At 50.8% G+C, this 25,334-nt stretch carries 20 protein-coding genes and 1 tRNA gene; 18 read left to right on the top strand and 3 right to left on the bottom strand.

All coding sequences use genetic code 11. From position 1 onward, the window contains the following. The 7 genes from QZT18_RS03815 to QZT18_RS03785 all read left to right on the top strand — a co-directional run. The coding region (locus QZT18_RS03815; RefSeq protein WP_294144692.1) for a hypothetical protein at positions 1-180 on the top strand (180 nt) is incomplete at its 5' end. Between the two features lie 43 nt (positions 181-223). Continuing rightward, the gene (locus QZT18_RS03810; protein WP_294144689.1) at positions 224-1,417 is read left to right on the top strand and encodes a dicarboxylate/amino acid:cation symporter; all 1,194 of its coding nucleotides are present in this window, start codon (positions 224-226) and stop codon (positions 1,415-1,417) included. A gap of 435 nt (positions 1,418-1,852) precedes the next feature. Next, entirely contained in the window at positions 1,853-2,608 is a 756-nt protein-coding gene (locus tag QZT18_RS03805; RefSeq protein WP_294144687.1) for an exodeoxyribonuclease III, read from the top strand. Positions 2,609-2,730: 122 nt separating this feature from the next. Further along, positions 2,731-4,572: an ABC-F family ATP-binding cassette domain-containing protein gene (locus tag QZT18_RS03800; protein WP_294144685.1), complete on the top strand. Its 1,842-nt coding sequence runs from the start codon at positions 2,731-2,733 to the stop codon at positions 4,570-4,572. 77 nt (positions 4,573-4,649) lie between these two features. Further along, positions 4,650-6,506 carry an alpha-amylase gene (locus QZT18_RS03795; protein WP_294144683.1) on the top strand — a complete coding sequence of 619 codons (1,857 nt, stop codon included), beginning with the start codon at positions 4,650-4,652 and terminating at the stop codon, positions 6,504-6,506. A 30-nt stretch (positions 6,507-6,536) separates the two neighbouring features. Beyond that, the gene (locus QZT18_RS03790) at positions 6,537-7,895 is read left to right on the top strand and encodes a S8 family peptidase (protein ID WP_294144680.1); all 1,359 of its coding nucleotides are present in this window, start codon (positions 6,537-6,539) and stop codon (positions 7,893-7,895) included. 26 nt (positions 7,896-7,921) lie between these two features. Then, on the top strand, positions 7,922-8,983 hold the full coding sequence (locus tag QZT18_RS03785; protein ID WP_294144678.1) for an acyltransferase: 1,062 nt from the start codon (positions 7,922-7,924) through the stop codon (positions 8,981-8,983). A gap of 9 nt (positions 8,984-8,992) precedes the next feature. Here QZT18_RS03785 and QZT18_RS03780 read toward each other — a convergent pair whose 3' ends face one another. Next, on the bottom strand, positions 8,993-9,862 hold the full coding sequence (locus QZT18_RS03780; protein WP_294144675.1) for a class I SAM-dependent methyltransferase: 870 nt from the start codon (positions 9,860-9,862) through the stop codon (positions 8,993-8,995). A gap of 248 nt (positions 9,863-10,110) precedes the next feature. On the opposite strand from QZT18_RS03780, the gene QZT18_RS03775 reads away from it, so the two are divergent. Then, the gene (locus tag QZT18_RS03775; RefSeq protein WP_294144673.1) at positions 10,111-11,496 is read left to right on the top strand and encodes a cell wall-binding protein; all 1,386 of its coding nucleotides are present in this window, start codon (positions 10,111-10,113) and stop codon (positions 11,494-11,496) included. 214 nt (positions 11,497-11,710) lie between these two features. Here QZT18_RS03775 and selD read toward each other — a convergent pair whose 3' ends face one another. Continuing rightward, positions 11,711-12,748: a selenide, water dikinase SelD gene (selD, locus tag QZT18_RS03770; RefSeq protein ID WP_294144670.1), complete on the bottom strand. Its 1,038-nt coding sequence runs from the start codon at positions 12,746-12,748 to the stop codon at positions 11,711-11,713. Positions 12,749-13,103: 355 nt separating this feature from the next. Here selD and QZT18_RS03765 point away from each other — a divergent pair, with 355 nt between their 5' ends. Then, positions 13,104-13,505: a GrdX family protein gene (locus tag QZT18_RS03765; protein WP_294144668.1), complete on the top strand. Its 402-nt coding sequence runs from the start codon at positions 13,104-13,106 to the stop codon at positions 13,503-13,505. Between the two features lie 410 nt (positions 13,506-13,915). Here the strand turns inward: QZT18_RS03765 and QZT18_RS03760 are convergent, their stop codons facing one another. Next, the gene (locus QZT18_RS03760; protein ID WP_294144666.1) at positions 13,916-14,059 is read right to left on the bottom strand and encodes a hypothetical protein; all 144 of its coding nucleotides are present in this window, start codon (positions 14,057-14,059) and stop codon (positions 13,916-13,918) included. A 384-nt stretch (positions 14,060-14,443) separates the two neighbouring features. Between QZT18_RS03760 and QZT18_RS03755 the strand changes: the two genes are divergently transcribed. The 9 genes from QZT18_RS03755 to selB all read left to right on the top strand — a co-directional run bounded on the left by QZT18_RS03755 (position 14,444) and on the right by selB (position 25,292). Continuing rightward, positions 14,444-15,724: a glycine/sarcosine/betaine reductase component B subunit gene (locus QZT18_RS03755; RefSeq protein ID WP_294144664.1), complete on the top strand. Its 1,281-nt coding sequence runs from the start codon at positions 14,444-14,446 to the stop codon at positions 15,722-15,724. 56 nt (positions 15,725-15,780) lie between these two features. Further along, positions 15,781-17,097 carry a glycine reductase complex selenoprotein B gene (grdB, locus tag QZT18_RS03750; RefSeq protein ID WP_294144662.1) on the top strand — a complete coding sequence of 439 codons (1,317 nt, stop codon included), beginning with the start codon at positions 15,781-15,783 and terminating at the stop codon, positions 17,095-17,097. Positions 17,098-17,111: 14 nt separating this feature from the next. Beyond that, complete coding sequence (gene trxB, locus QZT18_RS03745) at positions 17,112-18,065, top strand: thioredoxin-disulfide reductase (protein ID WP_294144660.1); 954 nt, start codon at positions 17,112-17,114, stop codon at positions 18,063-18,065. Positions 18,066-18,093: 28 nt separating this feature from the next. Next, on the top strand, positions 18,094-18,423 hold the full coding sequence (locus tag QZT18_RS03740) for a thioredoxin TrxA (protein WP_294144658.1): 330 nt from the start codon (positions 18,094-18,096) through the stop codon (positions 18,421-18,423). 88 nt (positions 18,424-18,511) lie between these two features. Next, positions 18,512-18,985: a glycine/sarcosine/betaine reductase complex selenoprotein A gene (grdA, locus tag QZT18_RS03735; RefSeq protein ID WP_294144656.1), complete on the top strand. Its 474-nt coding sequence runs from the start codon at positions 18,512-18,514 to the stop codon at positions 18,983-18,985. Between the two features lie 121 nt (positions 18,986-19,106). Then, positions 19,107-21,638, top strand: a complete 2,532-nt coding sequence (grdC, locus tag QZT18_RS03730) for a glycine/sarcosine/betaine reductase complex component C subunit beta (protein ID WP_294144654.1) — start codon at positions 19,107-19,109, stop codon at positions 21,636-21,638. A gap of 197 nt (positions 21,639-21,835) precedes the next feature. Beyond that, positions 21,836-21,929, top strand: a tRNA-Sec gene (locus QZT18_RS03725). Positions 21,930-21,961: 32 nt separating this feature from the next. Further along, complete coding sequence (gene selA / locus QZT18_RS03720) at positions 21,962-23,386, top strand: L-seryl-tRNA(Sec) selenium transferase (protein WP_294144652.1); 1,425 nt, start codon at positions 21,962-21,964, stop codon at positions 23,384-23,386. Next, complete coding sequence (selB, locus tag QZT18_RS03715) at positions 23,379-25,292, top strand: selenocysteine-specific translation elongation factor (RefSeq protein WP_294144650.1); 1,914 nt, start codon at positions 23,379-23,381, stop codon at positions 25,290-25,292. The genes selA and selB overlap by 8 nt, the downstream gene beginning before the upstream one ends. The last annotated feature ends 42 nt before the right edge of the window (positions 25,293-25,334 follow it).

The following is a 25,334-nucleotide window of genomic DNA, read 5'->3' as shown; positions in this document are numbered from 1 at the left end:
ACCATCCCGAACCCCGACCGTCCCGGCGGCGTTCTCATTCCTCAATTAAATCCCTATTTAACATCGGGCTGGCAAAAACACCCATACTCTAAACTGAAACAAAATAATTGCAATGTACATAATTATTGGTATAATGAAAAGGCAATGTTCAGATCAGGCGGCGTAAAATACGGCGGCTGAGGGGGAGTTTTGCCGCGAGAGGCGGCAAGGAAAGGATGGTAATATGAATAAAGTTTTTAAAAGCCTGCCCGTCAGACTTCTGCTGGGCGTTGTCATCGGTATCCTGGTGGGACTGGTGGCAAATGAGGGAGTCATGCATGTCGTTGTGACTCTGAATTACATCATGGGGCAGATTATTTCTTTCTGCGTTCCGTTAATCATCATCGGTTTTATTGCACCATCAATCACGAAACTTGGGAAAAATGCGTCCAGAATGCTGGGAATAGCCCTGGTGCTGGCCTACACCTCATCACTGGGAGCGGCCCTGTTCGCCATGGCGGCCGGATATACGCTGATTCCCGGCCTGTCCATTAATCCCGTAGTGGAAGGACTGAAAGAACTTCCGGAGGTGGTGTTCCAGCTCTCGATTCCTCCTGTCATGGGAGTTATGAGCGCTCTTGTATTTTCCGTCATGATCGGTCTGGCAGCTACCTGGACCAGGGCAGTAACGGTGACAAAGGTTCTTGATGAATTCCAGAAAATTGTCCTGGATATTGTTAAGAAGATTATCATCCCGATTCTGCCGGTCTATATCGCATTTACATTTTGCTCACTTGCATATGAAGGCTCCATTACAAAACAGTTCCCGGTGTTTGTAAAAGTCATTATCATTGTAATGATTGGCCATTACCTGTGGATGGCGCTCCTCTATACTCTGGGCGGCGCATATTCGGGAAGAAATCCGTATAAAGTCGTGAAAAATTACGGCCCGGCCTACATCACGGCAGTCGGCACGATGTCTTCGGCCGCCACATTGGCGGTGGCGCTGGAATGCGCAAGAAAGTCGGAACCGACTCTCAGGGACGACATGGTGGACTTCGGAATTCCGCTGTTTGCCAATATTCACCTGTGCGGTTCGGTTCTTACGGAAGTGTTCTTTGTCATGACCGTATCCAAGGTGCTTTACGGCACCCTGCCGGAACTGTCCACGATGGTGCTGTTCTGTGCACTTCTGGGCGTTTTTGCAGTCGGCGCGCCCGGTGTTCCCGGAGGAACTGTTATGGCTTCCCTCGGACTGATTACGGGAGTTCTGGGATTTGATGCAACCGGTACGGCCCTGATGCTCACAATTTTTGCTCTGCAGGACAGCTTTGGCACCGCCTGCAACGTGACGGGAGACGGAGCGCTGACTCTGATCCTGACCGGATATGTGGAACGCCACAAAATCGAAAAACAGAAAATCAGCGTGGATTTGTAAGTTAAATTGAAAGCGGAAATTGAAAGCGGATTGTGAAAAGATTAGGCGGGCCTGTATGGCTCCGCCTGGTCTTCCTTTTTTTGAGCGGCAATGAAAGTCCGCGGTTACTGTTCACAGGCAGTATTCCGCGAGGTGTTTTTTGTGGGTGGAGCATAGCGAAAGTCACAGAAAACCCGAGGGTTGCGGCGCGAAACAGCGTTTTTTTGCCGTTTCTGTGCATCGCGAAGCGTGTTATTGTTCGCAGCACAGCCGCTTTTAGCTGGGGTGTGAACAGTAACAGTTCGCGAATTGTCCGCTCCGCGCCCGGCAACTTTCCCCCTTCCATATTTTCTGACAAAATGATATACTGAAAACAGATTGTTCCATTTACAGACACTATCCACACTATCCCGCGGGGATTATCTATCACAGTTTGACAGCAAGGAGAGATCAATTATGAAGAAATTAATTTCCTGGAACGTAAACGGCCTGCGCGCCTGCGTGGGAAAAGGATTTTTAGATATTTTTAAAGAGCTGGACGCCGATGTGCTCTGCATTCAGGAGAGTAAGCTTCAGGGCGGCCAGATCGATTTGGAACTGGACGGTTATTATCAGTACTGGAGTTATGCCGACAAGAAGGGCTACTCCGGCACGGCGCTTTTTACAAAGGAAGAACCTCTGTCCGTGACGTATGGCCTGGGCATTGACGAGCATGATCACGAGGGGCGCGTCATCACGGCGGAATTTCCGGAATATTATGTACTCACCTGTTATACACCCAATTCACAAGACGGACTGGCAAGACTTCCCTACCGGATGAAATGGGAGGATGATTTCCTTGCCTATCTCAAGAAACTGGAAGAGACAAAGCCGGTGATTTTCTGCGGGGATCTGAACGTGGCCCACAGGGAGATCGATCTGAAAAATCCGAAAACCAACAGGAAGAATGCCGGTTTTACGGACGAAGAGAGGGGTAAATTCACCAAACTTCTGGAGTCGGGCTTTATTGATACCTATAGACATTTTTATCCGGATCAGGAGGGAGTTTATTCCTGGTGGTCCTACCGGTTTAAGGCCAGAGAGAAGAACGCAGGGTGGCGCATCGATTATTTCTGTGTGTCGAAGATCCTGGAGGACAGGCTGGAGAGTGCGAAGATCCACACGGAAATCATGGGATCGGATCATTGTCCGGTGGAGCTTATCATCAAATAACGGACAAAAGATACGGCCGCACAGGCGGAGAAGCCCGCGTGCGGGAAAACAGATTATAGAATTCAGGAGGCGTTACTATTCACAGCACAGCGCTGTGAATAGTAACCAGGAAGCAGAATACCATGAATATACTTACAATAGAGCATTTGACAAAATCATACACAGAACGGCTCTTGTTTGACGACACGTCGTTTTCCATCAATGAAGGGGAGAAGATCGGCCTGATCGGAATCAACGGCACGGGCAAGTCTACTCTTTTAAAGATTGCCGCAGGGCTGGAGGAGCCGGACCAGGGCACCGTGGTGAGAGGCAGGAACCTCTATATCCGTTTTCTGCCGCAAAACCCAGTGTTTGAGCCGCAGCTTACCGTTCTCGAATGCGTCATAAAGGAGAATGAGGGACATGAGCACAGCTGGGATCTGGAAGGCCAGGCCAAGAATATACTGACCCAGCTTGGAATTACGGAGTATGGAGCGGTAATTTCCACGCTGTCCGGCGGACAGAAAAAGAGGGTGGCCCTCGCAAGCGTCCTTCTGTCCACGGCGGATCTGCTGGTGCTGGATGAGCCGACGAACCATTTGGACAGCAGCATGGCGGACTGGCTGGAAGAGTATCTGAAGAAATTCAGGGGAGCGCTCCTTATGATTACCCATGACCGTTATTTCCTGGACAGTGTGTCCAACCGGATCGTGGAGCTGGACAAGGGCAAATTATACAGCTATCAGGCAAACTACGCGGGATATCTCGAACTGAAAGAGGAACGCATGGCAATGGAAGAGGCTTCCGAACGGAAACGCCAGACCATCCTGAGGACGGAGCTTCAGTGGATCAGGCGGGGCGCCAGGGCCAGATCGACAAAGCAGAAGGGCCGTATCCAGAGATTTGAAGAACTGAGCGCAAGAAAGGGTCCCGAGGAGGACGGGGACGTGGAGATGAGCTCTCTGTCCAGCCGTCTCGGCAGAACGACCGTGGAAATCTCCCATCTGAGCAAAAGCTATGGGGATAAGGTTCTTTTAAGCGATTTTAACTATATCTTTTTAAAGAACGACAGAATTGGAATCATCGGACCGAACGGAAGCGGCAAATCCACCCTGATGAAAATGATCGTGGGATGGGTTCAGCCCGATTCGGGAGAAACCGTAATTGGACAGACCGTTAAAATGGGGTATTTTTCCCAGGAAAATGAAGACATGGACGAGAGCCTCAAGGTGATCGATTATATAAAGAATGTCGCAGAGTATGTGAAGACGCCCGAAGGCAGCGTGTCCGCATCGCAGATGCTGGAACGTTTCCTCTTTCCGTCAAGCGTACAGTACACACCGATTGGAAAACTTTCGGGTGGGGAGAGAAGGCGGCTTTACCTGCTTCATATTCTGATGGATGCTCCCAATGTCCTGCTTCTGGATGAGCCGACCAATGATCTCGATATCAGGACTCTGACGATCCTTGAAGACTATCTGGATCATTTCCAGGGGATTGTGATAACGGTATCCCATGACCGGTATTTCCTGGACAGGGTGGTGCGCCGTATCTTTGCTTTCGAGAGAGACGGCGTTGTGAAGCAGTATGAAGGCGGTTATACGGATTACCAGGCGGCTCTTGATGAGAGAAGCCGGGAAGAGAACCCCGCAGCAGAAGGCAAAGCGGGACAGGCCGGACAGGATGCGCAGACGGGCGGACGCAAAAACTGGAAGGAAGGACAGCAGCGGGATAAGAAACCGAAGTTCTCCTATAAAGAACAGCGGGAGTGGGAGACCATAGAGGATGACATTGCCTCCCTGGAAGCGGCCGTGGCCGGACTGGAGGAGGAAATTCTCAAAGCGGCCAGAGATTACAGCCGCCTGAACAGCCTGATGCAGGAGAAAGAAGAAAAAGAATCACAGTTGGAAGAAAAGATGGAGCGCTGGATGTATTTAAACGATCTGGCGGAACAGATAGAAGCTTACGATTCCCAGCCCCGCTAAAAAGCGCAGTTTGGGGAAGTTAAACATTTTAGAAGCACAATAACCTCGGCCTACACGGCCGGATTGGAGATGGGCGAGTGAAGACAGGCAAAATAGAAAAAGTGCAAAACGGCCACGGTAATTTCCCTCTGGGAATCACGGAGACGGAAAAGGGAGTCCACATCTGCACCGTGGCCTCCGGTGATAAATGCAGCCTGGTAATTTACAGAGACGGAAGTAAGACAGAGACGATACCGTTTTCAACCGAGGAGAGGGTGGGCAATGTATGGTTCATGGAACTTTGCGGGGAGGACTTTAAAGATCTTGAATACTGCCTTGAGACGGAGGAGGGCGAATTCCCCGACGTTTACGGACGGGAATTCAGCGGCCGGGAGAAGTGGGGGGATTTGACCTCGGTGAACCGCCCCTTAAGAAGCCGGTTTATCTCCGGTGATTTCGACTGGGAGGGCGACAGGCCCCTGAACCGTCCTTTTAATGAGACGGTTATCTACAGAATCCATCCCAGGGGTTTTACAAAGCATGCATCTTCCCGTGTGGAGGACCGTGGAACATTTAAGGCGATCGCGGAAAAAATCCCATATATGAAGGGACTGGGGATTACTTCAGTCGAATTATTTCCGCCGTACGAGTTTTCCGAGGTGATGATGCCGGACCAGTCGGACGGAAATCCCTACCGCAGCACGGAGCCGACAGGAAAACTAAATTACTGGGGATATGAAAAGGGATTCTATTTTGCGCCCAAGTCTTCCTATACGTCAGGAGCCGGGAAAACACCGGCGGCCGAGTTCTGCCGTCTGGTGAAGGAGCTTCATAAGAACGGACTGGAAGTGATCGTGGAGCTGTATTTTACCGGAAAAGAAAGTCCGTCCATGATTCTGGATGCGGTTCGCTTCTGGGTTTCGCGCTATCATGTGGATGGGGTCCATCTTTCCGGTTTTGCACCGGCGGGACTGCTTTTATGCGATCCCTATCTCTCGGAGACAAAGCTTCTCGCAACGTCCTGGGAGCTGGCGGAGAACGTCGGAGAACGCCATCTGGGAGAGTATAACGATGGCTTTCTGACGGACATGCGCCGCGTTCTGAAGGGAGATGAAGATCAGATGAATAACCTGATATTCAGAAACCGAAGGAATCCGCCCGGCTGCGGCGTTATAAATTATATGGCGAATACAAACGGCTTTACGATGATGGATATGGTGTCCTATGAGGTAAAGCATAATGAGGCCAATGGGGAAGATAACCGGGACGGAACCGATTATAACTTTACCTGGAACTGCGGGGCGGAAGGACCGAGCCGCAAAAAAAAGATTGTACAAATGCGCAGAAAACAGCTCAGAAATGCGTATCTGCTTCTGTTTTTAAGCCAGGGAACCCCTTTAATCCAGGCGGGAGATGAGTTCGGCTGCACAAAAGGCGGGAACAATAATTCTTATTGCCAGGATAATGAGGTCTCATGGCTCAACTGGAACCTTCTGGAAAGCAACCGCGATATCTATGAATTTGTCAAATATGTCATTGCGTTCAGGAAAGAGCATCCCGTATTTCACATGGAGACGGAGCCGAAGAATACGGACTACCTTGTCTGCGGCCATCCCGACGTGTCATACCACGGTGTGAAAACCTGGTGTCCGGAGTTTGAGAACTTCCGCCGCCAGTTAGGCATTATGTACTGCGGCGAATACGGACAGAAGGCTGACGGAACGCCCGACGATTATTTTTACACGGCTTATAATATGCATTGGGAACCCCATGAGTTCTCCCTGCCCAAGCTGCCGCGGGGCATGAAGTGGCACCTGGCCTTTAATACGGATGACGGGGAGAATAACGGCATTTACGGAAATGGGGAAGAACCGGTGCTGAAAAACCAGAAACAGTTTGTCGTGCCGCCGAGAAGCGTGGTTGTATTTATCGGCTTAAAGAGAGTTCAGAAGTAATATCATTAAGTTATAATTTCAGGAGTGACGATGAGAAAAAATCAAAAACGGTTACTGGAAAACAGAATATGGACTGCCGCATTGGCGGCGGCGCTGGCCGTTCCGATGCTGACCGGTTTTACCGCAGCAGGAGTGGCAACCGATGGGCCTGCGCCGGTACAGGTTGTGGAGGCAGAGGGTAATTTTGCCGCCGGCCGGTACGGTGCGGAGGCGTTTGGCTCTGCGGAGGGGACGGGGATGAGCGTATTCTCCTTAGGGCCCGGCTACCAGTCGCTGCCGTATTCCGACACCTACGGGGATTATCAGTGGGCATTACTTAACAGCGGTGTATTTAAGCTGGTGCCCAGCACGAAGATGCCCCTGGACAATGTTTTTCAGGGATGGCTGGGGAACCGGAACACCGGAGAAAACCGGCCGGGGCCCGCAAGGGAGAGCGATGGAACAACGCTGGCTCTGGCGGGAATTGATATTAATATCATACCTGCCTGGAAGAAATACGACGCAAAAGGAGATAAACGCCAGGTGGTCGTTGCGGTGATTGACACGGGAATTGATTACAGCCATCAGGATCTGGCGGGTTCCATCTGGATTAACGAGGATGAAATCCCGGGTGATGGAATCGATAATGACGGCAACGGATATATCGACGATGTTTACGGATGGAATTTTTATTCCAACAACAATCAGGTCTTTACAGGTTCGGACGACGATCACGGCACTCATTCCGCGGGCACCATTGCCGCGGCGAGAAACGGGGTGGGAACGATTGGCATCTGCGATCCGGCGTATGTGAAAGTGATGAGCATCAAGGCGCTTGGAACGCCTTCCGGAGTCGGAACGGCTGACAATGTCGCCAAGGCGATCCGTTACGCCCAGGATAATGGAGCGGTGATTTGCAATCTGAGCTTCGGCACGAACAAGTACAGCGAAGAATTGTACCAGACGATGAAAAATTCCGGCATGCTCTTTGTTGTCGCGGCGGGAAATGGCGACAGTTCGGGCAACGGGTATAACATAGACAGTCTGCCGGTCTATCCGGCCAGCTTTGATCTCGACAATATTATTTCGGTGGCCAATTTACGGTTTGACGGCAAGATAGACCCGGCCTCCAACTTTGGCGTGAAGAGTGTGGATCTGGCGGCGCCGGGCAGTTACATATTAAGTACGGTTACCGGCAATAAATACAGCTATATGAGCGGCACCTCCATGGCGGCGCCGATGGTGACGGGAGCAGCGGCCATGCTGTATTCCTATGATCCCGGCCTGTCCCTGACGGAAATCAAGGGAAGAATATTGAACTCGGTGCACAGGCTGGAGAGCCTGTCCGGAAAAACGGCAACCGGAGGAATGCTGGATGTTTCGGCAGCCTTAAATTTCTCTGATAATTAATCATGAAATGGTGAAAGAACGAATCTATGAAGCGACTTACGGAGGCGGAATTCAGAAATAAGATTACCTGGATGACTTTTATCCTGAGCTGCCTGGTTGTGATGATTCACAGCTATAATGCGGACTTGTTTATAGAAGCGGAAGAAACCGGACTGTTTGCAGAGGGCCTTAAGCTGGCGCAGAGTCTGGTTTCTCTTGCTGTGCCATCGATTGCCGTGCCGGGCTTTTTTATCATATCGGCTTATCTGTTTTACAGAGGTATCTCGTGGAAGGAGATTCCGGGCAAAATGACACGCAGGGTCAGGAGTGTATTAATACCGTATATCGTATGGAATGCCCTCTACTATCTGCTCTTTCTGATCGTGTCGAGGATACCGGTCCTGTCCGCAGTGGCGGGGAAAGGAACGGTGACGTTCTCCCTAGAAAACCTGGCGGATGCCATCATTAATTATACATATAATCCGGTGCTGTGGTATATGCAGCAGTTAATTCTTTTGATAGCCCTGGCCCCGGTTGTCTATGCGGTAATGGTAAATGCGTGGGCGGGGGCGGCTGCGATAGCGGTCATGCTGTATTTTCTCGGCCGGGCTACCGTCATTCCTGTGCTGAACCTGGATGCACTTCTGTACTTTTCCTCGGGGGCCTATATGGCGCTCCACGGCGGCAGATTTGTTGAAAAAAGGGACGGCAGCGGAGCGGTGTCGTGGATTTTGAAGGAAGGCGCGGCCATAGCGGGCGTACTGCTCTGCATCTGGATGTTTTGGACGACGCACCATGATGCAAATTTTCTGACCGCCGTCCTTTACGGCCTGCTGGCGCCTGTGACGATTTGGATTGCACTGCCGTCGGGCAGACTGCCGTCCCCTGCGCCCTGGATGAAAGAGAGTTTCTTCTTATACGCGTTCCATTTCCTTGTGGTCAGGACGCTTAACAAGGCGGCCTCATTTGTCCTGCCTCATACGGCGGCTATGGCGTTTCTGATGTATCTGGCCGTTCTTGTGGCTGCGGTGCTGCTCGCATGGGGAACTTCGGAATTTTTGAAAAGAAAAATGCCGCCACTCTGGAAACTGCTGAGCGGCGGCCGTTAATACGGATATTTAGCGGGGGGAGGATTCCCATCGGCCGGAAGCGCCGCAGGGGAGAATCAACCCGCTTTTTGTTACGGGGAGTCCAAGCTCATCGGAGCGGACAATCCCTTTATATTTTGGCGGCAATTCCGTGGAGAGCATGTAGGTCAGCACGGAAGGAGCCAGTCCGGTTGTATAAGAATTTATAAGGTAGAAAAGCGGTTCCTCCGACAAAAGCTGTGCACACAGTTTGACAAAGGGGTGAATCGCTTCTTCGATCTTCCAGATCTCACCTTTGGGTCCCCTTCCGTAGGACGGAGGATCCATGATAATTCCGTCATAGCGGTTGCCGCGGCGGATTTCTCTCTCCACGAACTTCACACAGTCATCCACAATCCAGCGGATAGGAGCTTCCGCCAGCCCGGAAGAACGGGCATTTTCTTTGGCCCAGTTCACCATGCCCTTTGAGGCGTCCACATGGGTCACGCTGGCGCCCGCCTTAGCGGCGGCCAGAGTTGCCCCTCCGGTATAGGCAAAGAGGTTCAAAACCTTCACAGGCCGTCCGGCCTCCCGAATCTTATTCCCAAACCAGTCCCAGTTCGCAGCCTGCTCCGGGAAAAGCCCGGTATGTTTAAAACTGAACGGCTTCAGGTTAAAAGTGAGTCCCTTATAACCAATCGTCCACTGCTCCGGCAGATCAAAGAATTCCCATTCTCCGCCGCCCTTGGCGCTTCTGTGATAATGGCCGTTCATCTTTTTCCATCCTTTATGTTCCTTCGGGGTGTCCCAGATTACCTGGGGATCGGGGCGGACAAGCAGATACTTCCCCCAACGCTCCAGCTTCTCTCCTTTGGAACAGTCTATTACTTCATAATCATTCCAGCCGTCGGCAATCCACATAGTTTTATTTATCCTTTCAATTGGCAGATACCATAGTATTCATGTTTCCTCAGATAATTATATCTGGTGGAGGTGGAGGTGTCAAACATAATTGGCAAAAGGAGAAGCCGCCATCCCATCCCCGCGCCTTACGGCCGCGTCCTCCTTTCTCAAATTGTAATCAAATTGAAAGATAATTCTGCTTGAACATTTCCCCCTCCCCTGATAGAATGTATTGTAGAGTACTGTATACAACGGGAGGAATTTATATGAGGAAGAGAGGAATCACGGTCTTTGCCCTCTCCATGATGCTTGCATTGGGAACAGCGTCTCTGACTGCATATGCGGAAGGCTGGCAGCAGTCGGGATCTGATTGGGTTTATTACGATTCTAATAATTATAAGGTTACAAATGAGTGGAAGAAGGGTGCCGACGGTCTTTGGCGTTACCTGAATTCTCAGGGAGTAATGGCAGTGAATTCCTGGGTTGATGATGAGTATTATGTGGACAGCAATGGTATCATGACAACGAATAAGTGGATTAAGCTTCAGAAGAAGAATCCGGGCTGGGATGAGGAGAATACGATTGTCTGGTATTATTTTGCAAACAGCGGCAAGGTAGTGACGGACGGCTGGTCCAAGATAGATAATAAATATTATTATTTTGACAGCGACGGAGCGATGCAGACCGGCTGGGTGGATGACGATACCTATTATACCGGTTCCGATGGGGCGATGCGCACCGGATGGCAGTATCTGGAAGATCCGGACGATGATGATTCATTTGATGACAAGACGGTGCCGTTTGGTGATGATGAGGACAAGCACTGGTATTACTTCCAGAGCTCCGGTAAGAAATATGTGCCGAATATCAGCGGCGGAGACTATAAGTTATATAAGATTGACGGAGTTTACTACTGTTTCAGCGAGACGGGAGCAATGCAGACCGGCTGGGTGAACATGGGTGACAAGTCTGACGACAGCTTTGAAAACTACCGTTATTTCCAGGACAACGGAAAGGTACAGACCGGCTGGTATTCCACAACGCCTCCGGAAGATTCCGATCTGAATATGGATCTGGGGAATGAGGTGGAATGGTACTATTTCTCCAGCAACGGCACACCGAAGGTGGGACCGTCCGCCGAGGAGGCATCCACAAGTGATCTGGTGAGAATTAACGGCATTACTTATCTCTTTAATGAGAAGGGCAACCCGGTCTACGGACTGAGACGTCTGAGAGTGGGCAGCACGGATGAATATGCATGCTACTACTTCGGCAACAAGGCCACAAGCTCTGTTGTGAAAGGGAAAGGAACCGTGGAGGAAGGCGACGGAACACGAAGCGAGTTCTACTTCACCGAATCCGGAACCAAAGCAGGCCGCGGTTACTCAGGTGTCAAGGAGAACTACCTGTTCTACATGGGCAAACTTCAGAAGGCGGAGAGCGGAACCAAGTACGAGGCGATCAAGATTGACAACAAAGTTTACCTCGTAAGCACATCGGGTAAAATTGTTAAATCCACGACGGTTAAGGATTCCAGCGGCACAAAGTACAAGACGAACTCTTCCGGACAGATTATTCAGGTGGATGAGCAGAGCGATGACGGAAAGTCACTGGCGCGTGAGCCGATCGAACCTGATTACTGGGAAGATTAACAGAAACTGATGTAAACTGCAAAATTGAAGACATAATATATATGAATAAAAAAGAGGATTTCTTTACAGGTTGTATTGTAAGAAATCCTCTTTTTTGCACCGGTCGGTTATCTGCCGGAACGTGCCGCGCCTACCGGTGACAGCGCAGGCAGCAGGTCTATTGCTGTTGCAATGTTACGGCTGCCTTGCTTCGCTTTACGGATTGGAAATCCTTTTATAAAACTGTCAGCGGATACTTATCAAATGCCTCCACCCGTCCTATTATCCTTGCTGCCGGACAATTTTCGTTCAGCCGTTTTATAAGTTCGCGGCCGGTTTTTTCCGGAACCGAGATCAGCAGACCGCCGGAAGTCTGGGGATCGAACATTAAATCGGACAATGATTCGGGAACAGAAGGATGTATATTTACAAGTTGATTCAAGTACTCCCTGTTCTTATAAGCGCCTGCGGGAATCAGACCCATGGCGGCCGCATCGACGGCTCCGTTCAGGGACGGAAGAGCCACGGAGTCAATCGCGATACTCAAATTGCTGCCGGACGCCATTTCATAGGCATGTCCTAATAGGCCAAAGCCTGTGACATCCGTGCAGGCATGGATATCGGCGAAACACTCTAAGGTTTCCGCGGCGTACCGGTTTAACATTTCCATGGAGGTGAGAAGCTCCGTCTGCTGCGGAACTGTTAAAAGGTTTCCTTTCCATGCGGTCGTTAGGATTCCGGTTCCCAGCGCTTTAGTGAGAATCAGAATATCTCCCCTCTGTATGGTATTGTTCCGAAGCACGCGTTCCGGATGGACGAAACCGGTCACGCTGAGGCCATATTTGGGGACGGGATCCTGAATGGTATGCCCGCCGCAGATAATGGCATCCGCTTCCTGTACTTTTTCATAACCGCCTTGTAAAATAGCCTGCACCGCGGATTTCGGAAGAGTCTCCGGGAAGCAGAATATGTTCATGGCGAGTTTGGGCCTTCCACCCATGGCATACACGTCGCTGAGCGCGTTGGCTGCGGCTGTCTTGCCGTAGGAATAGGGATCGTCTACAATCGGCGGGAATATATCAACGGTCTGGATTAGGGCCAGTTCGTCGCTCAGCCGGTAAACGGCGGCGTCATCGCTGGTCTGAAAGCCCACCAGCAGATTCGGATCGTTAAATTTCGGTAAATGGCACAAAACTTGTGCCAGGGCATCAGGGCCTATTTTGGCCGCTCAGCCACGATGCGCTGTCATAGATGTCAATGATATATCTGCCATGTGTAAACCTCCTTACTTTTAGCCGGATAGGGCCTTGCTAAACTCGTGAGAGACCTCGTTAAGTGTCCAGATATGACTCGCACTAGGTTCGAAAGGACCTCACTAAGTGCTCATAGTATATCGTGTACACTAAACTCGTGAGAGACCTCGTTAAGTGTCCAGATATGACTCGCACTAGGTTCGAAAGGACCTCACCAAGTGCTCATAGTATATCACAGGGGTGGTGGGTTGACAAGGAGGGGGACGGGGAGGCTTGTCAGGGGAATTTAAAATTATGGTGGAAGTAAAGAGGGAAGTCTGATACGATAGAGGAGAGTTAACAGGGGTAAATATTGACAGGAAAGAGGGGACGACATTGCACAGATTATATACGCTTATCACGAATAATGAGCTTGTCAAAGAGCGCTATGGCGCATATGGAAAGGGACTGAGGGTGGAGTATCTGGAGGGAGGCGGCTGTCTGGATGTCCTGATAAGGGCGAGGGATGCGATCCACGGAGGAAGCCGTCTGGAGACACATCCGATGGCGGGGAGTATTAAACCGAACCAAAATCCATATAAGACGGTGATGATATCCGACGGCAAGGTGGAGATGGAGGAGTTCCAGGAATTCATCACGGTGTTGGAAAATAGTATCATAACCTGCAGTGCTTTTCTCACGGAGAAACCACTGCCTGACTGGGAGGAGAACTTGAAGAAGGATTTCCGCTATATTGATCAGTCCCTGATAGAAAGCGCCGTCAGCTGTACCTTTTAGAACGTTTATATGACCACGATTTAAATTTAATAACGCGGCAATCGCTTTTCAAAAGCGATGCCTCAGAAGTTCAGCCTTGCAATGAAATTGCCGGTTTAATGCCAATTCTCAAATTTCATTGTAAGGCTGCTTTGTTTCCACTCCCAATCTATAGCCCGGTCACATTTCATCTCCCCACAAATCATCTTTTAATTATCATTTTTGCAAGCTCAGTTCCTAAATCACCATCCCTTCAGCCCTCCCCTTTTCACTAATCGGCATTAGAAGATCCAACTGCAGATGCTTGATATCCTGTTTCGGCTGTTCTATATGGTTATAGTAATTTAAGTTTTATTCCGCGAGTCCGCACATATGCTTCTGAACCTTCAAACCGCCTGCAAATTCAATTCATATCTTTCCTGTTTCATCATTCATTCGAGAAATGCATCCCACTCGTCAAAATTGCCAAACGGTATTATATGGGCGGCATATAAACCGCCGCAAAATCTCTTTTTCTCAAGCGATGAAGGAATTCCATATCGTCTGGATACCTGGCTTACAGTCATTTCCTTCATTTTGTACCTCCTGTGTCATTAGTATAAACTGCGGCACGGTATCAAAGTCAAGCGGAGATTCGGCCCATTGTACGGTACTGGCCGGTTCTGTAAGAAATTTATTCGGAATGGAGGTGGGTAAAAGCGGTGAGGAAAGGCAGGAAACAGTTGTGACATTGTTGCCAATTATTTGCCAATTGACAGGAGAGTTCAAAGATAATTGTCAAAATTACACACCACTGTGAAAATAAAACCGGTAACAGGTTATGATTTCTATGAGCTTGCAGGACCATGGTTTTTTTGGCATGCAAATTGCTTATATATAAAATGAATCAGTAATAATTCTTTTATGAGCTGTAAGGAAGTGAATATACGGCTTTGGGAGAAAGAAGGAGGAGCGGAAAGATGAAGCTTGAATTAGGAATTATTCCAATCAGGGATATCCGGTTCGGATCCGAATCCAAGGTAGAGGGCGGCACAGTTACTGTGAATAAAGAGGAACTGACGGCGCTTCTGCTGGAAGACGGCAGCTTAGAGTCGGTGGAGCTGGAAGTTGCACATCCGGGTGACAGTATCCGTATCATGCCGGTCAAGGATGTGATTGAACCGAGGGTAAAAACAAGCGGGGACGGAGAATTATTCCCGGGGGTTATTTCCAAAGTAGCGACAGTGGGGAGCGGCAGGACCAATGTGCTGCGTGGCTGCGGCGTTGTAACAGCCGGTAAGATTGTAGGGTTCCAGGAGGGGATTATCGACATGACCGGGACGGGGGCGCAGTATACTCCGTTTTCACAGCTTCATAATCTGGTGGTTGTCTGTGAGCCGATCGAAGGGATCGAAAAGCATGCCCACGAAAAAGCGGTGCGCATGGCAGGATTAAAAACGGCTGATTACATAGGAAAGCTGGCAAAAAATATTACGGCTGAAACAGTGGAGACGTATGAGACACCGTCCGTAAAGGAGGGGATCAGGCTGTATCCCGAACTTCCGCGGGTGGCTTATGTGCTGATGCTACAGAGCCAGGGGCTCATGCACGACACCTATGTGTACGGTGTGGACATGAAACAGTCCCTTCCGACTATCCTCTGCCCGACAGAGACGATGGACGGCGCGATATTAAGCGGCAACTGCGTGTCTGCCTGCGATAAGAACACCACATATCACCACCTGAATAATCCGGTTATCAAGCATTTATTCGAGGAACACGGAAAGACGCTTAATTTTGTGGGTGTGATTATCACGAATGAGAATGTATATCTGGCCGATAAGATGCGCTCTTCGGATGCCACGGCAAAATTATGCGAGTGGCTGGGCGTGGATGGGGCCATTGTTTCTCAGGAAGGTTTCGGAAACCCGGACACCGACCTCATCATGAACTGCAAAAAGATCGAGGCGAAAGGCATCAGGACCGTTATCATTACCGATGAATATGCCGGCCGCGACGGGGCATCCCAGTCTCTGGCGGACGCGGATGCGGCGGCGGATGCCGTGGTAACCGGAGGCAATGCCAATATGCTTATTACGCTCCCGCCGATGGACAAGGTGATTGGCTATCCGGAAGTGGCGGATATTATTGCCGGGGGATTTGACGGCAGCCTGAAAGCAGACGGCTCCATTGAAGCAGAGCTTCAGGTGATTACAGGAGCGACCAACGAGATGGGTTTCAACCGTTTGAGCGCCCGGTAATCATAAAACAGCGCGATGCGCTTTCAAACCGGAATGATTGAAAGGAATGAATAAAAATGGCAAAATTAAAGTTTGTACATTATATAAATCAGTTCTTCGCAAACATCGGAGGCGAAGAAAAAGCGGATTATCCGCCTGAGATGAGAGACGGTAAGGTGGGGCCGGGTCTGGCCTTTGCCCAGGCCTTTGGCGATGAGGCGGAGATTGTGGCTACCATAATCTGCGGTGACTCCTATTTTAATGAAAATGTGGATACTGCGACAGAAACTATTTTAGGCATGATCAGGGAAAAAAATCCGGATGGTGTGATCTGCGGTCCGGCGTTTAATGCGGGACGCTATGGCGTGGCATGCGGCACAGTCGCGGCGGCAGTAAAAGAACAGATGGGAATCCCTGTGGTGACAGGGATGTATAAAGAGAATCCGGGCGCGGATATGTTTAAAACAAAAGTCTACATCTGCGAGACCAAAAACAGCGCGGCAGGAATGCGCGGGGCCGTAAAGGTGATGGCTCCCTTAGCGCTTAAGCTGGTAAAAAAAGAAGCTGTCGGTTCGTCGAAAGAAGAGGGGTATATGCCTAATGGCATCCGTGTCAACTTCTTTGAGGAAAAGACAGGCGCAGGCCGGGCAGTCGATATGCTGGTAAACAAATTAAACGGAAAAGAATACGTGACGGAATATCCGATGCCGAGCTTTGACCGGGTAGAGCCGGGGCCGGCAATAAAGAATATGGTTAATGCAAGAATCGCCCTGGTCACATCCGGCGGTATCGTGCCGAAGGGGAACCCGGACCATATCGAATCCTCCAGCGCCTCCAAATACGGCATGTACGATATCGAGGAGGTAACGGACCTGACGGAAGAGACCTATGAGACGGCCCATGGCGGCTATGATCCGTCCTATGCGAACCGGGATGCGGACCGCGTCCTGCCGGTAGATATTGTCCGTGAATTTTTAAAGGAAGGAAAAATCGGGAGCCTTCACAAATATTTCTATACGACGGTCGGCAATGGAACGAGTGTGGCCAACGCGACGAAATATGCGAAGGAAATCGGACAGAAGCTGGTTGACGACCATGTAGATGCCGTGATCCTGACCTCCACCTGAGGGACCTGTACTCGTTGCGGTGCAACGATGGTTAAAGCGATTGAAGCTTATGGTATCCCGGTAGTTCATATTGCCACGGTCGTGCCGATCTCACTGACGGTTGGCGCGAACAGAATTGTCCCTGCCGTCGCAATTCCTCATCCTCTCGGTAATCCGGCCCTGACTCACGAGGAGGAGAAGGAGATCCGCAGACAGATTGTCGAAAAGGCGCTTGAGGCCCTGCAGATCCCTGTGACGGAGCAGACCGTATTTGAATGGAAGAAGTAAGAGGAGCATGACAGATGGACAAAATTTTTGATGTAATCATACTTGGCGCGGGTCCCGGCGGACTTGCGGCAGGGCTTTATTCCGGCAGATACCGCCTGTCCACACTGATTATTGAAAAAGCCAGGGACGGCGGTCAGATTGCTATAACAGATGAGATTGAAAATTATCCGGGCCAGATAGTAGAGGGCGAAAGCGGCCCATCCCTAATCGACCGTATGACAAGGCAGGCGGCCAGGTTCGGCGCCGAGCGTGCAAGCGATACAATTTCCAGTGTGGAACTTGACGGACCTGTTAAAATGCTGCACGGTACAAAAGACACGTACCGGTGCCGCGCCCTGATTATTGCCACCGGAGCTTATGCCAGACCGATTGGATGCAGGCGGGAAGGTGAGTTTGTTGGAAAGGGAGTTTCCTTCTGCGCAACCTGCGACGCCAATTTCTTTGAAGATTTAGAGGTGTTTGTCGTAGGCGGCGGCGACTCCGCGGTGGAGGAGGCCATCTACCTCACGAAATTTGCCAGAAAGGTTACCGTAATACACCGCAGGAATGAGCTTCGCGCGGCGAAATCCATCCAGGAGAAGGCATTCCGGAATCCAAAGATGAATTTCATGTGGGATAGTGTGGTGGAGGAACTTCATGGAGATGGAATCCTATCCGGCATGACGGTCAGAAATGTAAAGACAGATGAACTCACGAGAGTGGATGCAGATCCGGACGATGGAATGATCGGTTTGTTCGGTTTCATCGGAAATGTCCCGAGAAGTGAATTGTTTGAAGGGCTTCTCGATATGGAAAGAGGATATATCAGAACGGACGACGATATGCATACCAATATTGCCGGTGTCTATGCTGCCGGGGATGTCCGCGTAAAGAGCTTTCGTCAGGTAGTGACCGCTGCCGCAGACGGCGCAGTCGCCGCCATGCAGGCGGAAAAATACATTGCCGAATTGGACGGCCACGTCTATTGACAGGCAAAATATATGAGGAGGTAATACCATGGTAGACTTAACTAAGGACGATTTTGAGGAGGAAGTGCTGAAAGCAGAAGGGCCTGTTCTCGTTGACTTCTACGGAGACGGCTGTGCGCCCTGTCAGGCATTGATGCCGCATGTTCATGCGATGGAGGACACCTATGGAAAGCAGATGAAGTTCACTGCTCTGAACACGACAAAGGCCCGCAGGCTGGCGATTGGACAGAAGGTGCTGGGACTTCCGGTAATCGCCGTTTATAGGGATGGATTAAAAATCCAGGAGTGTGTAAAAGACGACGCAACGCCGGAAAACATCGAGGCCATGATCAAGGCCAGCATACAGATGGAAACTTGATTATACGGTAACAGCCGCTCTTTTTAGGGCGTTGTTATAGATTAGGATTAGATTTGAAACTGTTAAAAAATTGTAAGGAGGTACGCATATGGCAATTTTGAAAAACAAAAAAGTCGTCATTATCGGCGACCGCGACGGAATTCCCGGCCCTGCCATAGCAGAATGCGTGAAGACGGCAGGCGCAGACGTAGTATATTCATCTACCGAATGCTTTGTCTGAACGAGCGCGGGTGCCATGGATCTGGAAAATCAGAAAAGAGTGAAGGATTATGCCGACCAGTATGGTCCTGAGAACATTGTTGTAGTTCTCGGCGCGGCGGAGGGAGAAGCAGCAGGCCTTGCTGCCGAAACCGTAACCGCAGGTGATCCCACATTTGCAGGTCCGTTGGCAGGAGTCCAGTTGGGACTATGTGTTTATCACATCTGTGAAGATGGAGTTAAGTCAGAGGTCGATGACGGTGTTTATGATGAGCAGATCAGCATGATGGAGATGGTTTTAGATGTCGATGACATCGCTAAGGAAATGACCACCATCCGTGAGGAATATTGTAAATACCTGTAATCCGTGAGTGGCTGTCAAAGAATCCGGAGGATTAATATCAGAAAAATATCGTTTTTGCCAGATATCAATTCCCGGATTCTTCACAGCTTTCTACCAAATCGAACGAGGTGAAAGTAAAAGCATGAATGGATATCCGGTTATAAAAGGCGCCAGCTATACGCTGGCAATCACGCCCGATATGGTATTGCATAATGGGACGACACAGACAACGGAGAGGGTAGTAAATCCGGATTCGGAATATTTAAAAGAACTTCCGGGACATTTGAGAAGCTTCGAGGATGCAGTTAATTACATACCGAATCAGGTGTACATCGGAAATGCGAAACCGTCTGATTTAGCTGCCACGGAATTTCCATACTACGATAAAAAATGGCTTGGTGCGGCACGTGACGGCAGATACGGCCAGATTATGCCGCAGGATGAATTCTACGGAGTAATCCAGATCTGTGATGTGTTTGAACTGGTGGTATTAGAGAGAGAATTTGCTGCCGGAGTGAAGGGAAAGCTTGAACAACAGTGCTTATTCACTGAGGAACAACTGGCGGTTTTAGATAAAAATGAAAACACATTTGATTTCATCACAGAGCTGGTGGAAAAAGAGCATGCAGAGGGGCTGTACCACAAGCATGAGCTTGTGGGCGCCGTGAAACGGGCACATGACGTGGACGCGAACCTGTCCGCCCATGTGATGCTGGAAAATCTTGTGACAAAAGCGTCGAATGTCCTTTCTCTTCTGGAGCTGGTTCACAAGGCAGGGGTTGCCCCTGATTCAGTCGATTACGTCATTGACTGCTGCGAGGAGGCGTGCGGCGATATGAATCAGCGGGGCGGCGGAAACTTTGCAAAAGCAGCGGCGGAAATTGCCGGTTTTGTCAATGCCACGGGAAGCGACGTCAGGGGCTTCTGCGCAGGGCCTGTCCATGCACTCATCCATGCAGCGGCGCTGGTGCAGGCAGGCACATTTAAAAACGTGGTTGTGACGGCGGGAGGCTGTACGGCGAAGCTTGGAATGAATGCGAAGGATCATGTGAAAAAAGGCCTTCCTGTTCTGGAGGACGCCGTTGCCGGATTTTCAGCCCTGATTAGCGCCGATGACGGTGTTAATCCGCAGCTTCGCACGGATATTGTGGGGTATCATACCATCGGAACAGGTTCTGCACCGCAGAATGTCATATCGTCCCTTGTGACGGCGCCGCTTGAGAAAGCGGGACTGGGTATTCTGGATGTTGATAAATATGCACCCGAGATGCAAAACCCCGATATCACAAAACCGGCCGGCGCCGGGGATGTGCCGGAGTCCAATTATAAAATGATTGCCGCGCTGGGGGTTAAAAAGGGTGAGCTGGAACGGAGCGGGATCGCCGCATTTGTAAAAGAACACGGAATGACCGGCTGGGCGCCGACCCAGGGGCATATTCCGTCGGGGATACCGTATCTGGGGGTCATGCGTGAGGCAATGCTTGGAAAAGAGTTAAACCGCGCCATGATTATCGGAAAAGGTAGCCTTTTCCTGGGCAGAATGACAAACCTCTTCGACGGTGTTTCGTTTGTGGTTCAGGCCAATGACGGAGCGTCAAAGACAGAGGGGGCGGATGCTCTGGAGACGGGGCGGTACGGCAAAAAGCCGGTGATTGGCTTTGCTCCGGAAGGCAGTGAGCATGGCAGGCAAACGGCAGATGAGGCGATGCGTCTCATTGAAAGGGCCGGAAATAAGGCAATTCTGATTGAAGGCGGCGATGTCCACAGGAAAATGGAAGAAATGCTGGATGCCGGGGAAATAGACGGAGCGGTGACGATGCACTATCCCTTCCCGGTAGGAGTTGCCACTGTGGGCAAGGCAGTGACTCCCGGGAAGGGAAAATCCATGTACCTGGCAGCCACGACCGGCATCTCGGACACAGACCGCGTCTGCGGCATGGTTAAGAATGCGGTTTATGGGATCATTGCGGCAAAGGCGGATGGAATCGAGAGTCCAACGGTTGGAATTGCCAATATTGACGGAGCCAGACAGGCGGAGCGCGCCCTTCTCAAGCTGACGGAGGGAGGATACGGCATCCGGTTTGCGGACTCGGCGCGGGCGGACGGAGGCATAGTGATGCGCGGCAATGATCTTCTCTGCGGAACGCCGGATATCATGGTTATGGATTCTCTCACCGGAAACCTGATGGTGAAGATGTTATCCGCCCATACGACGGGCGGAAGCTATGAGTCCCTGGGCTTTGGATACGGTCCCGGAATCGGTCCCGGATACGGCCGTCTGATTCTGATTGTCTCCAGGGCATCCGGTGCGCCGGTTACCGCCGGAGCGGTGGAGTTCGCTGCAAGTCTGGTGAATCATGGATGGAAGCGGATTGCCGCGGAAGAGTTTGCCGCGGCGGACCGGGCGGGTCTTCAGGAAATTTTAAAAGAACTGAACGGTGCCGATAAAAAAGAAGCTGTTACAGAGGAAATAAAAATGCCGCCAAAAGTAATCTGCACCGCCCAGATTCCGGGCATTGAAGTAATGGATTTGGAGGATGCGGTAAAAATGCTGTGGAAAGCAGGTATTTATGCAGAGAGCGGAATGGGCTGTACCGGCCCAATCGTGCTTACGGCGGAGGCTGCGCAGGAGCGTGCAATTGCCGAGCTGAAGAAAAACGGATACATCGGATAAGGGCCTGAGGGAAGGCGGGATACCGGCTGAGTTATGACATGATGAATTTCCCCCACCCACCTTCCCACGGCCGGTCCGGCGGCGCTGCCGCCAACAGGGAGTATCCATTACTCCCACCTGAAAATTGACACACAATTTAATACATGATAGTATAATGACAGCCTAAGTGGAACTGTTATTAGGACTGTTAAGGATATGGAGGCAGATAGGTTGCTGGTGTGCCTCGCGGTCTTCAAAACCGTTGTGGGGGGTTAAGAGCCCCCTGGGTGGGTTCGATTCCCACCTCCTCCGTTCAAACCATATCCGGGGCAGAAGGAGCGAAAATGATGGGAAAAAATCAGGAATTACTGAGAAAGATCCCTAAAATTGATGAGATGCTGCAGGATGAGCATCTTATTTTTTTTACGGAAATGATGCCGCGCCAGGTAGTCGTGGAGGCTGTCCGGGAGGTGATTGCTCAGGTGAGAAGCGATATAATCGATGGAAAAAGAGAGGAAATCCCGGCAGTGGAGTATTTAACCAAACTGGTCAGGCAGAGGGTTTTCGATGAGCAGGAACGAAGCCTGCGCCGCGTAATCAACGCCACCGGCGTAGTCCTGCACACGAACCTCGGGAGGGCCAACCTATCGAAAAGAGCCTGCGAAAATGCATTGGAAGCGGCCGGTTATTATTCAAACCTGGAATACGATATAAAAAAGGGGAGCCGTGGCTCCCGTCACGATCATGTGGAGCAGCTGATCAGAAAAATCACAGGAGCTGAGTCTGCCATGGTTGTGAACAACAATGCGGCCGCCACCATGCTGTGCCTGTCCGCACTCGCCAGGGGAAAAGAGGTGATCACCTCAAGAGGCGAACTGGTGGAGATAGGAGGCTCCTTCCGGATACCGGAAATTATGGAAGAAAGCGGAGCGCACCTTCTGGAGGTGGGCGCAACCAATAAGACAAAACCGGCCGATTACAGGAAGGCGTTCCACGGGGAAACGACCGGTGCATTTTTAAAGGTACATACAAGCAATTACAAGATCATCGGTTTTACACAGGAAGTGTCGGTCAGAGAGCTTTCGGCCCTGAGGGATGAGTACGGTGAATTTAAGGTTCCTGTGATTTACGATATGGGAAGCGGGCTGATGGCCGATTTGAGCGGCTGCGGCATCGCAGAGCCTACGGCGGCCGAGGCATTGAAAGAGGGGGCCGATGTGGTGCTCTTCAGCGGGGATAAGCTTCTCGGCGGACCGCAGTGCGGTGTCATTATCGGTAAAAAGGAATATGTGGACCGGATGAAAGGGCATCCCCTGGCGAGAGCGTTCCGGGTGGATAAAATGACGCTGGCCGCCCTGGAGGCAACGTTCTTCGAATACCAGGATACGAAGCGGGCTTTGCGTGAAATTCCTGTGCTGCGCATGCTTACAGAGACGGGAAACCGGTTGAAGGAAAAGGCCGAAATGCTGTGCGGACTGCTTTCACAGGCAGTTCCGTCCCTGGAGTTTACGGCCGTACCCTGCAGGGATCAGGTGGGAGGAGGCTCTGCGCCGTCGGTGCTGCTTGAGGGCTATGCGGTAACGGTATCCGGAAACGGTTTTAATGCCGAACGCTCGGAGCGGCTGCTCCGAAGAGCAGAAATCCCTGTCATTGCAAGAATAGCCCGGGATAAGCTTTGGCTGTCGGTGAGAACTATCGGGGAGGATGAATTTGAATGGGTCCGAAAAGCATTTTTAGAACAAAATCAGATGGGGGAACAGGATGCATAATGTAATAGTCGGTACGGCAGGCCATGTGGATCACGGGAAAACCTGTCTGATTAAGGCATTGACAGGGACGGACACCGATCGTCTGAAAGAAGAACAAAAGAGAGGCATCACAATTGAACTGGGATTTGCCGGTATGCCGGGTGAAGAAGGGCAGCATATCGGAATCATCGATGTGCCGGGACATGAGCGGTTTGTCAAAAATATGCTTGCGGGTATCGGGGGGATCGATCTGGTGCTGCTGGCAGTAGCGCTTGACGAGGGGGTAATGCCCCAGACCACGGAACACTTTGAGATACTTAAAATGCTGAACATCAGGCGGGGAATACTCGTTTTCACCAAAGCAGACATGGTGGACGGGGAATGGGCGGATATGGTGGAAGAGGATACCAGGGAGATGGTGAAGGGAAGTTTTCTTGAGAATGCCCGGTCGGTCCGCGTTTCCTCCTATACGGGACAAAATATTGAGACACTGCGCAATATGATTCTGGAAGCGGTACGGGATACGGTGAAACGCAGAGAAGAGCAGGAGCTTTTCCGCCTCCCGATAGACAGGGTGTTTTCTATGGAGGGTTTTGGTACCGTGGTGACCGGTACACTTTTGGAGGGGTACTGCCGGCTGGGACAGGAGATAGAAGTCTATCCTCAGGGCCGTGTCGTAAAGATTCGGGGGATTGAGAATCACGGAGAAAAGTCGGAGACCGCTTATGCAGGCCAGCGCACGGCGCTCAATCTGGCGGGAATAAAGAAGGAAGAGCTGGAGCGCGGGGAGATCCTGGCGGCTGTGGATTCCATGCCGGTCAGCCGCCAGATGGATGTCAGAGTGCGTCTTTTTAAAAGCTCCGGACGCCTGCTCCGGAACGGAGACCGGGTGCACATCAGCTATGGTTCGGCCCAGTCCATCTGTAAAGCGGTTCTGCTGGACTGCGATGAAATAAAAGCCGGGGAAGAGGCATATGCACAGCTTCGGTTTGACGGGCCGGTTTCCGTTAAACGGGGAGACCGCTTTATTATCCGCTTCTATTCGCCGGTGGAGACATTTGGAGGCGGAATCATCCTGGACTCGGAGGCAGGCAAACACAAGCGTTTTCAGGAGGAGGCAATCGCCGCTCTCAAAATTAAGGAACACGGCAGTGACGAAGAAGTGTTGGAAGTGATAATAAAAGAAAGAAGCAGGCATTTCCCGGATCTCCATGACTTGTCACTCAGGCTGAATGCCGCAGCCTCTTATACGGAGGGGCTTTTAGAAAAACTAAAGAAGCAGAAGAAAATACTGGCCGTAAACGGTAAGAGCTGTATTCACAAAGAATATTGGAACGTAATAATCGAGTTTACAAAGAACTGCCTGAACCGCTTTCATGAGGCAAACCCCATTGCGTCCGGTATGGAAAAGGAAGAACTGAAAAGCCGTCTGACGGAACATTTTTACCTGAGGGATGCGAAACGGTCCGAGGAGCTTTTCCAGGAGCTGGTCAAACGCGGTATCGTGACGGTCTCCGGGAGTACGGCCGCCCTGGATGGATTTTCAGCCGGTTATTCCAATGAGCTGTCCGGTATGATGGCAGCCATCCGGGAACGTTACCGGACGGCCGGTGTCGAGGCCCCGTCGGTCGATGAGGTGATTGAAGGTTTTAAAGATAAAAAGCAGGCCAGGCAGATTATTGCGGAACTGGTTAAAAAAGAAGCTCTGGTCAAAACCGCGCCGGGGATCTATATGGAAAAACCCGAATGGGAAAAGGCGGTTGCCCTCCTCAAAGGCCATCTGGAAAATCATCCTGATATCTCACTCGGTGAGTACAGGGATATGCTTGGAACGTCCAGAAAATACGCGGTCATGCTGCTGGATGCGTTTGATCAGAAAAAGATTACGAAAAAACAGGGGGAGGTCCGCGTTCTGTACATAAAATAAAGTTTCTGAGTTCACAGGGAAATAGGAATTCAGGATGCTCCA

This window comes from uncultured Clostridium sp., assembly GCF_900547735.1.
Lineage (GTDB): Bacteria > Bacillota > Clostridia > Lachnospirales > Lachnospiraceae > Otoolea.
This window is presented reverse-complemented; position numbering and strand designations above follow the sequence as displayed.

Excerpts from the sequence above, each read along its gene's own strand:
- QZT18_RS03800 (WP_294144685.1), top strand. The coding sequence starts at position 2,731 with ATGAATATACTTACAATAGAGCATTTGACAAAATCATACACAGAACGG.
- QZT18_RS03760 (WP_294144666.1), bottom strand. The coding sequence starts at position 14,059 with ATGAAGGAAATGACTGTAAGCCAGGTATCCAGACGATATGGAATTCCT.
- QZT18_RS03790 (WP_294144680.1), top strand. The coding sequence starts at position 6,537 with ATGAGAAAAAATCAAAAACGGTTACTGGAAAACAGAATATGGACTGCC.
- grdC (WP_294144654.1), top strand. The coding sequence starts at position 19,107 with ATGAATGGATATCCGGTTATAAAAGGCGCCAGCTATACGCTGGCAATC.
- selB (WP_294144650.1), top strand. The coding sequence starts at position 23,379 with ATGCATAATGTAATAGTCGGTACGGCAGGCCATGTGGATCACGGGAAA.
- QZT18_RS03755 (WP_294144664.1), top strand. The coding sequence starts at position 14,444 with ATGAAGCTTGAATTAGGAATTATTCCAATCAGGGATATCCGGTTCGGA.
- QZT18_RS03785 (WP_294144678.1), top strand. The coding sequence starts at position 7,922 with ATGAAGCGACTTACGGAGGCGGAATTCAGAAATAAGATTACCTGGATG.
- trxB (WP_294144660.1), top strand. The coding sequence starts at position 17,112 with ATGGACAAAATTTTTGATGTAATCATACTTGGCGCGGGTCCCGGCGGA.
- selA (WP_294144652.1), top strand. The coding sequence starts at position 21,962 with ATGATGGGAAAAAATCAGGAATTACTGAGAAAGATCCCTAAAATTGAT.
- QZT18_RS03780 (WP_294144675.1), bottom strand. The coding sequence starts at position 9,862 with ATGTGGATTGCCGACGGCTGGAATGATTATGAAGTAATAGACTGTTCC.
- QZT18_RS03775 (WP_294144673.1), top strand. The coding sequence starts at position 10,111 with ATGAGGAAGAGAGGAATCACGGTCTTTGCCCTCTCCATGATGCTTGCA.
- QZT18_RS03810 (WP_294144689.1), top strand. The coding sequence starts at position 224 with ATGAATAAAGTTTTTAAAAGCCTGCCCGTCAGACTTCTGCTGGGCGTT.
- QZT18_RS03805 (WP_294144687.1), top strand. The coding sequence starts at position 1,853 with ATGAAGAAATTAATTTCCTGGAACGTAAACGGCCTGCGCGCCTGCGTG.
- QZT18_RS03740 (WP_294144658.1), top strand. The coding sequence starts at position 18,094 with ATGGTAGACTTAACTAAGGACGATTTTGAGGAGGAAGTGCTGAAAGCA.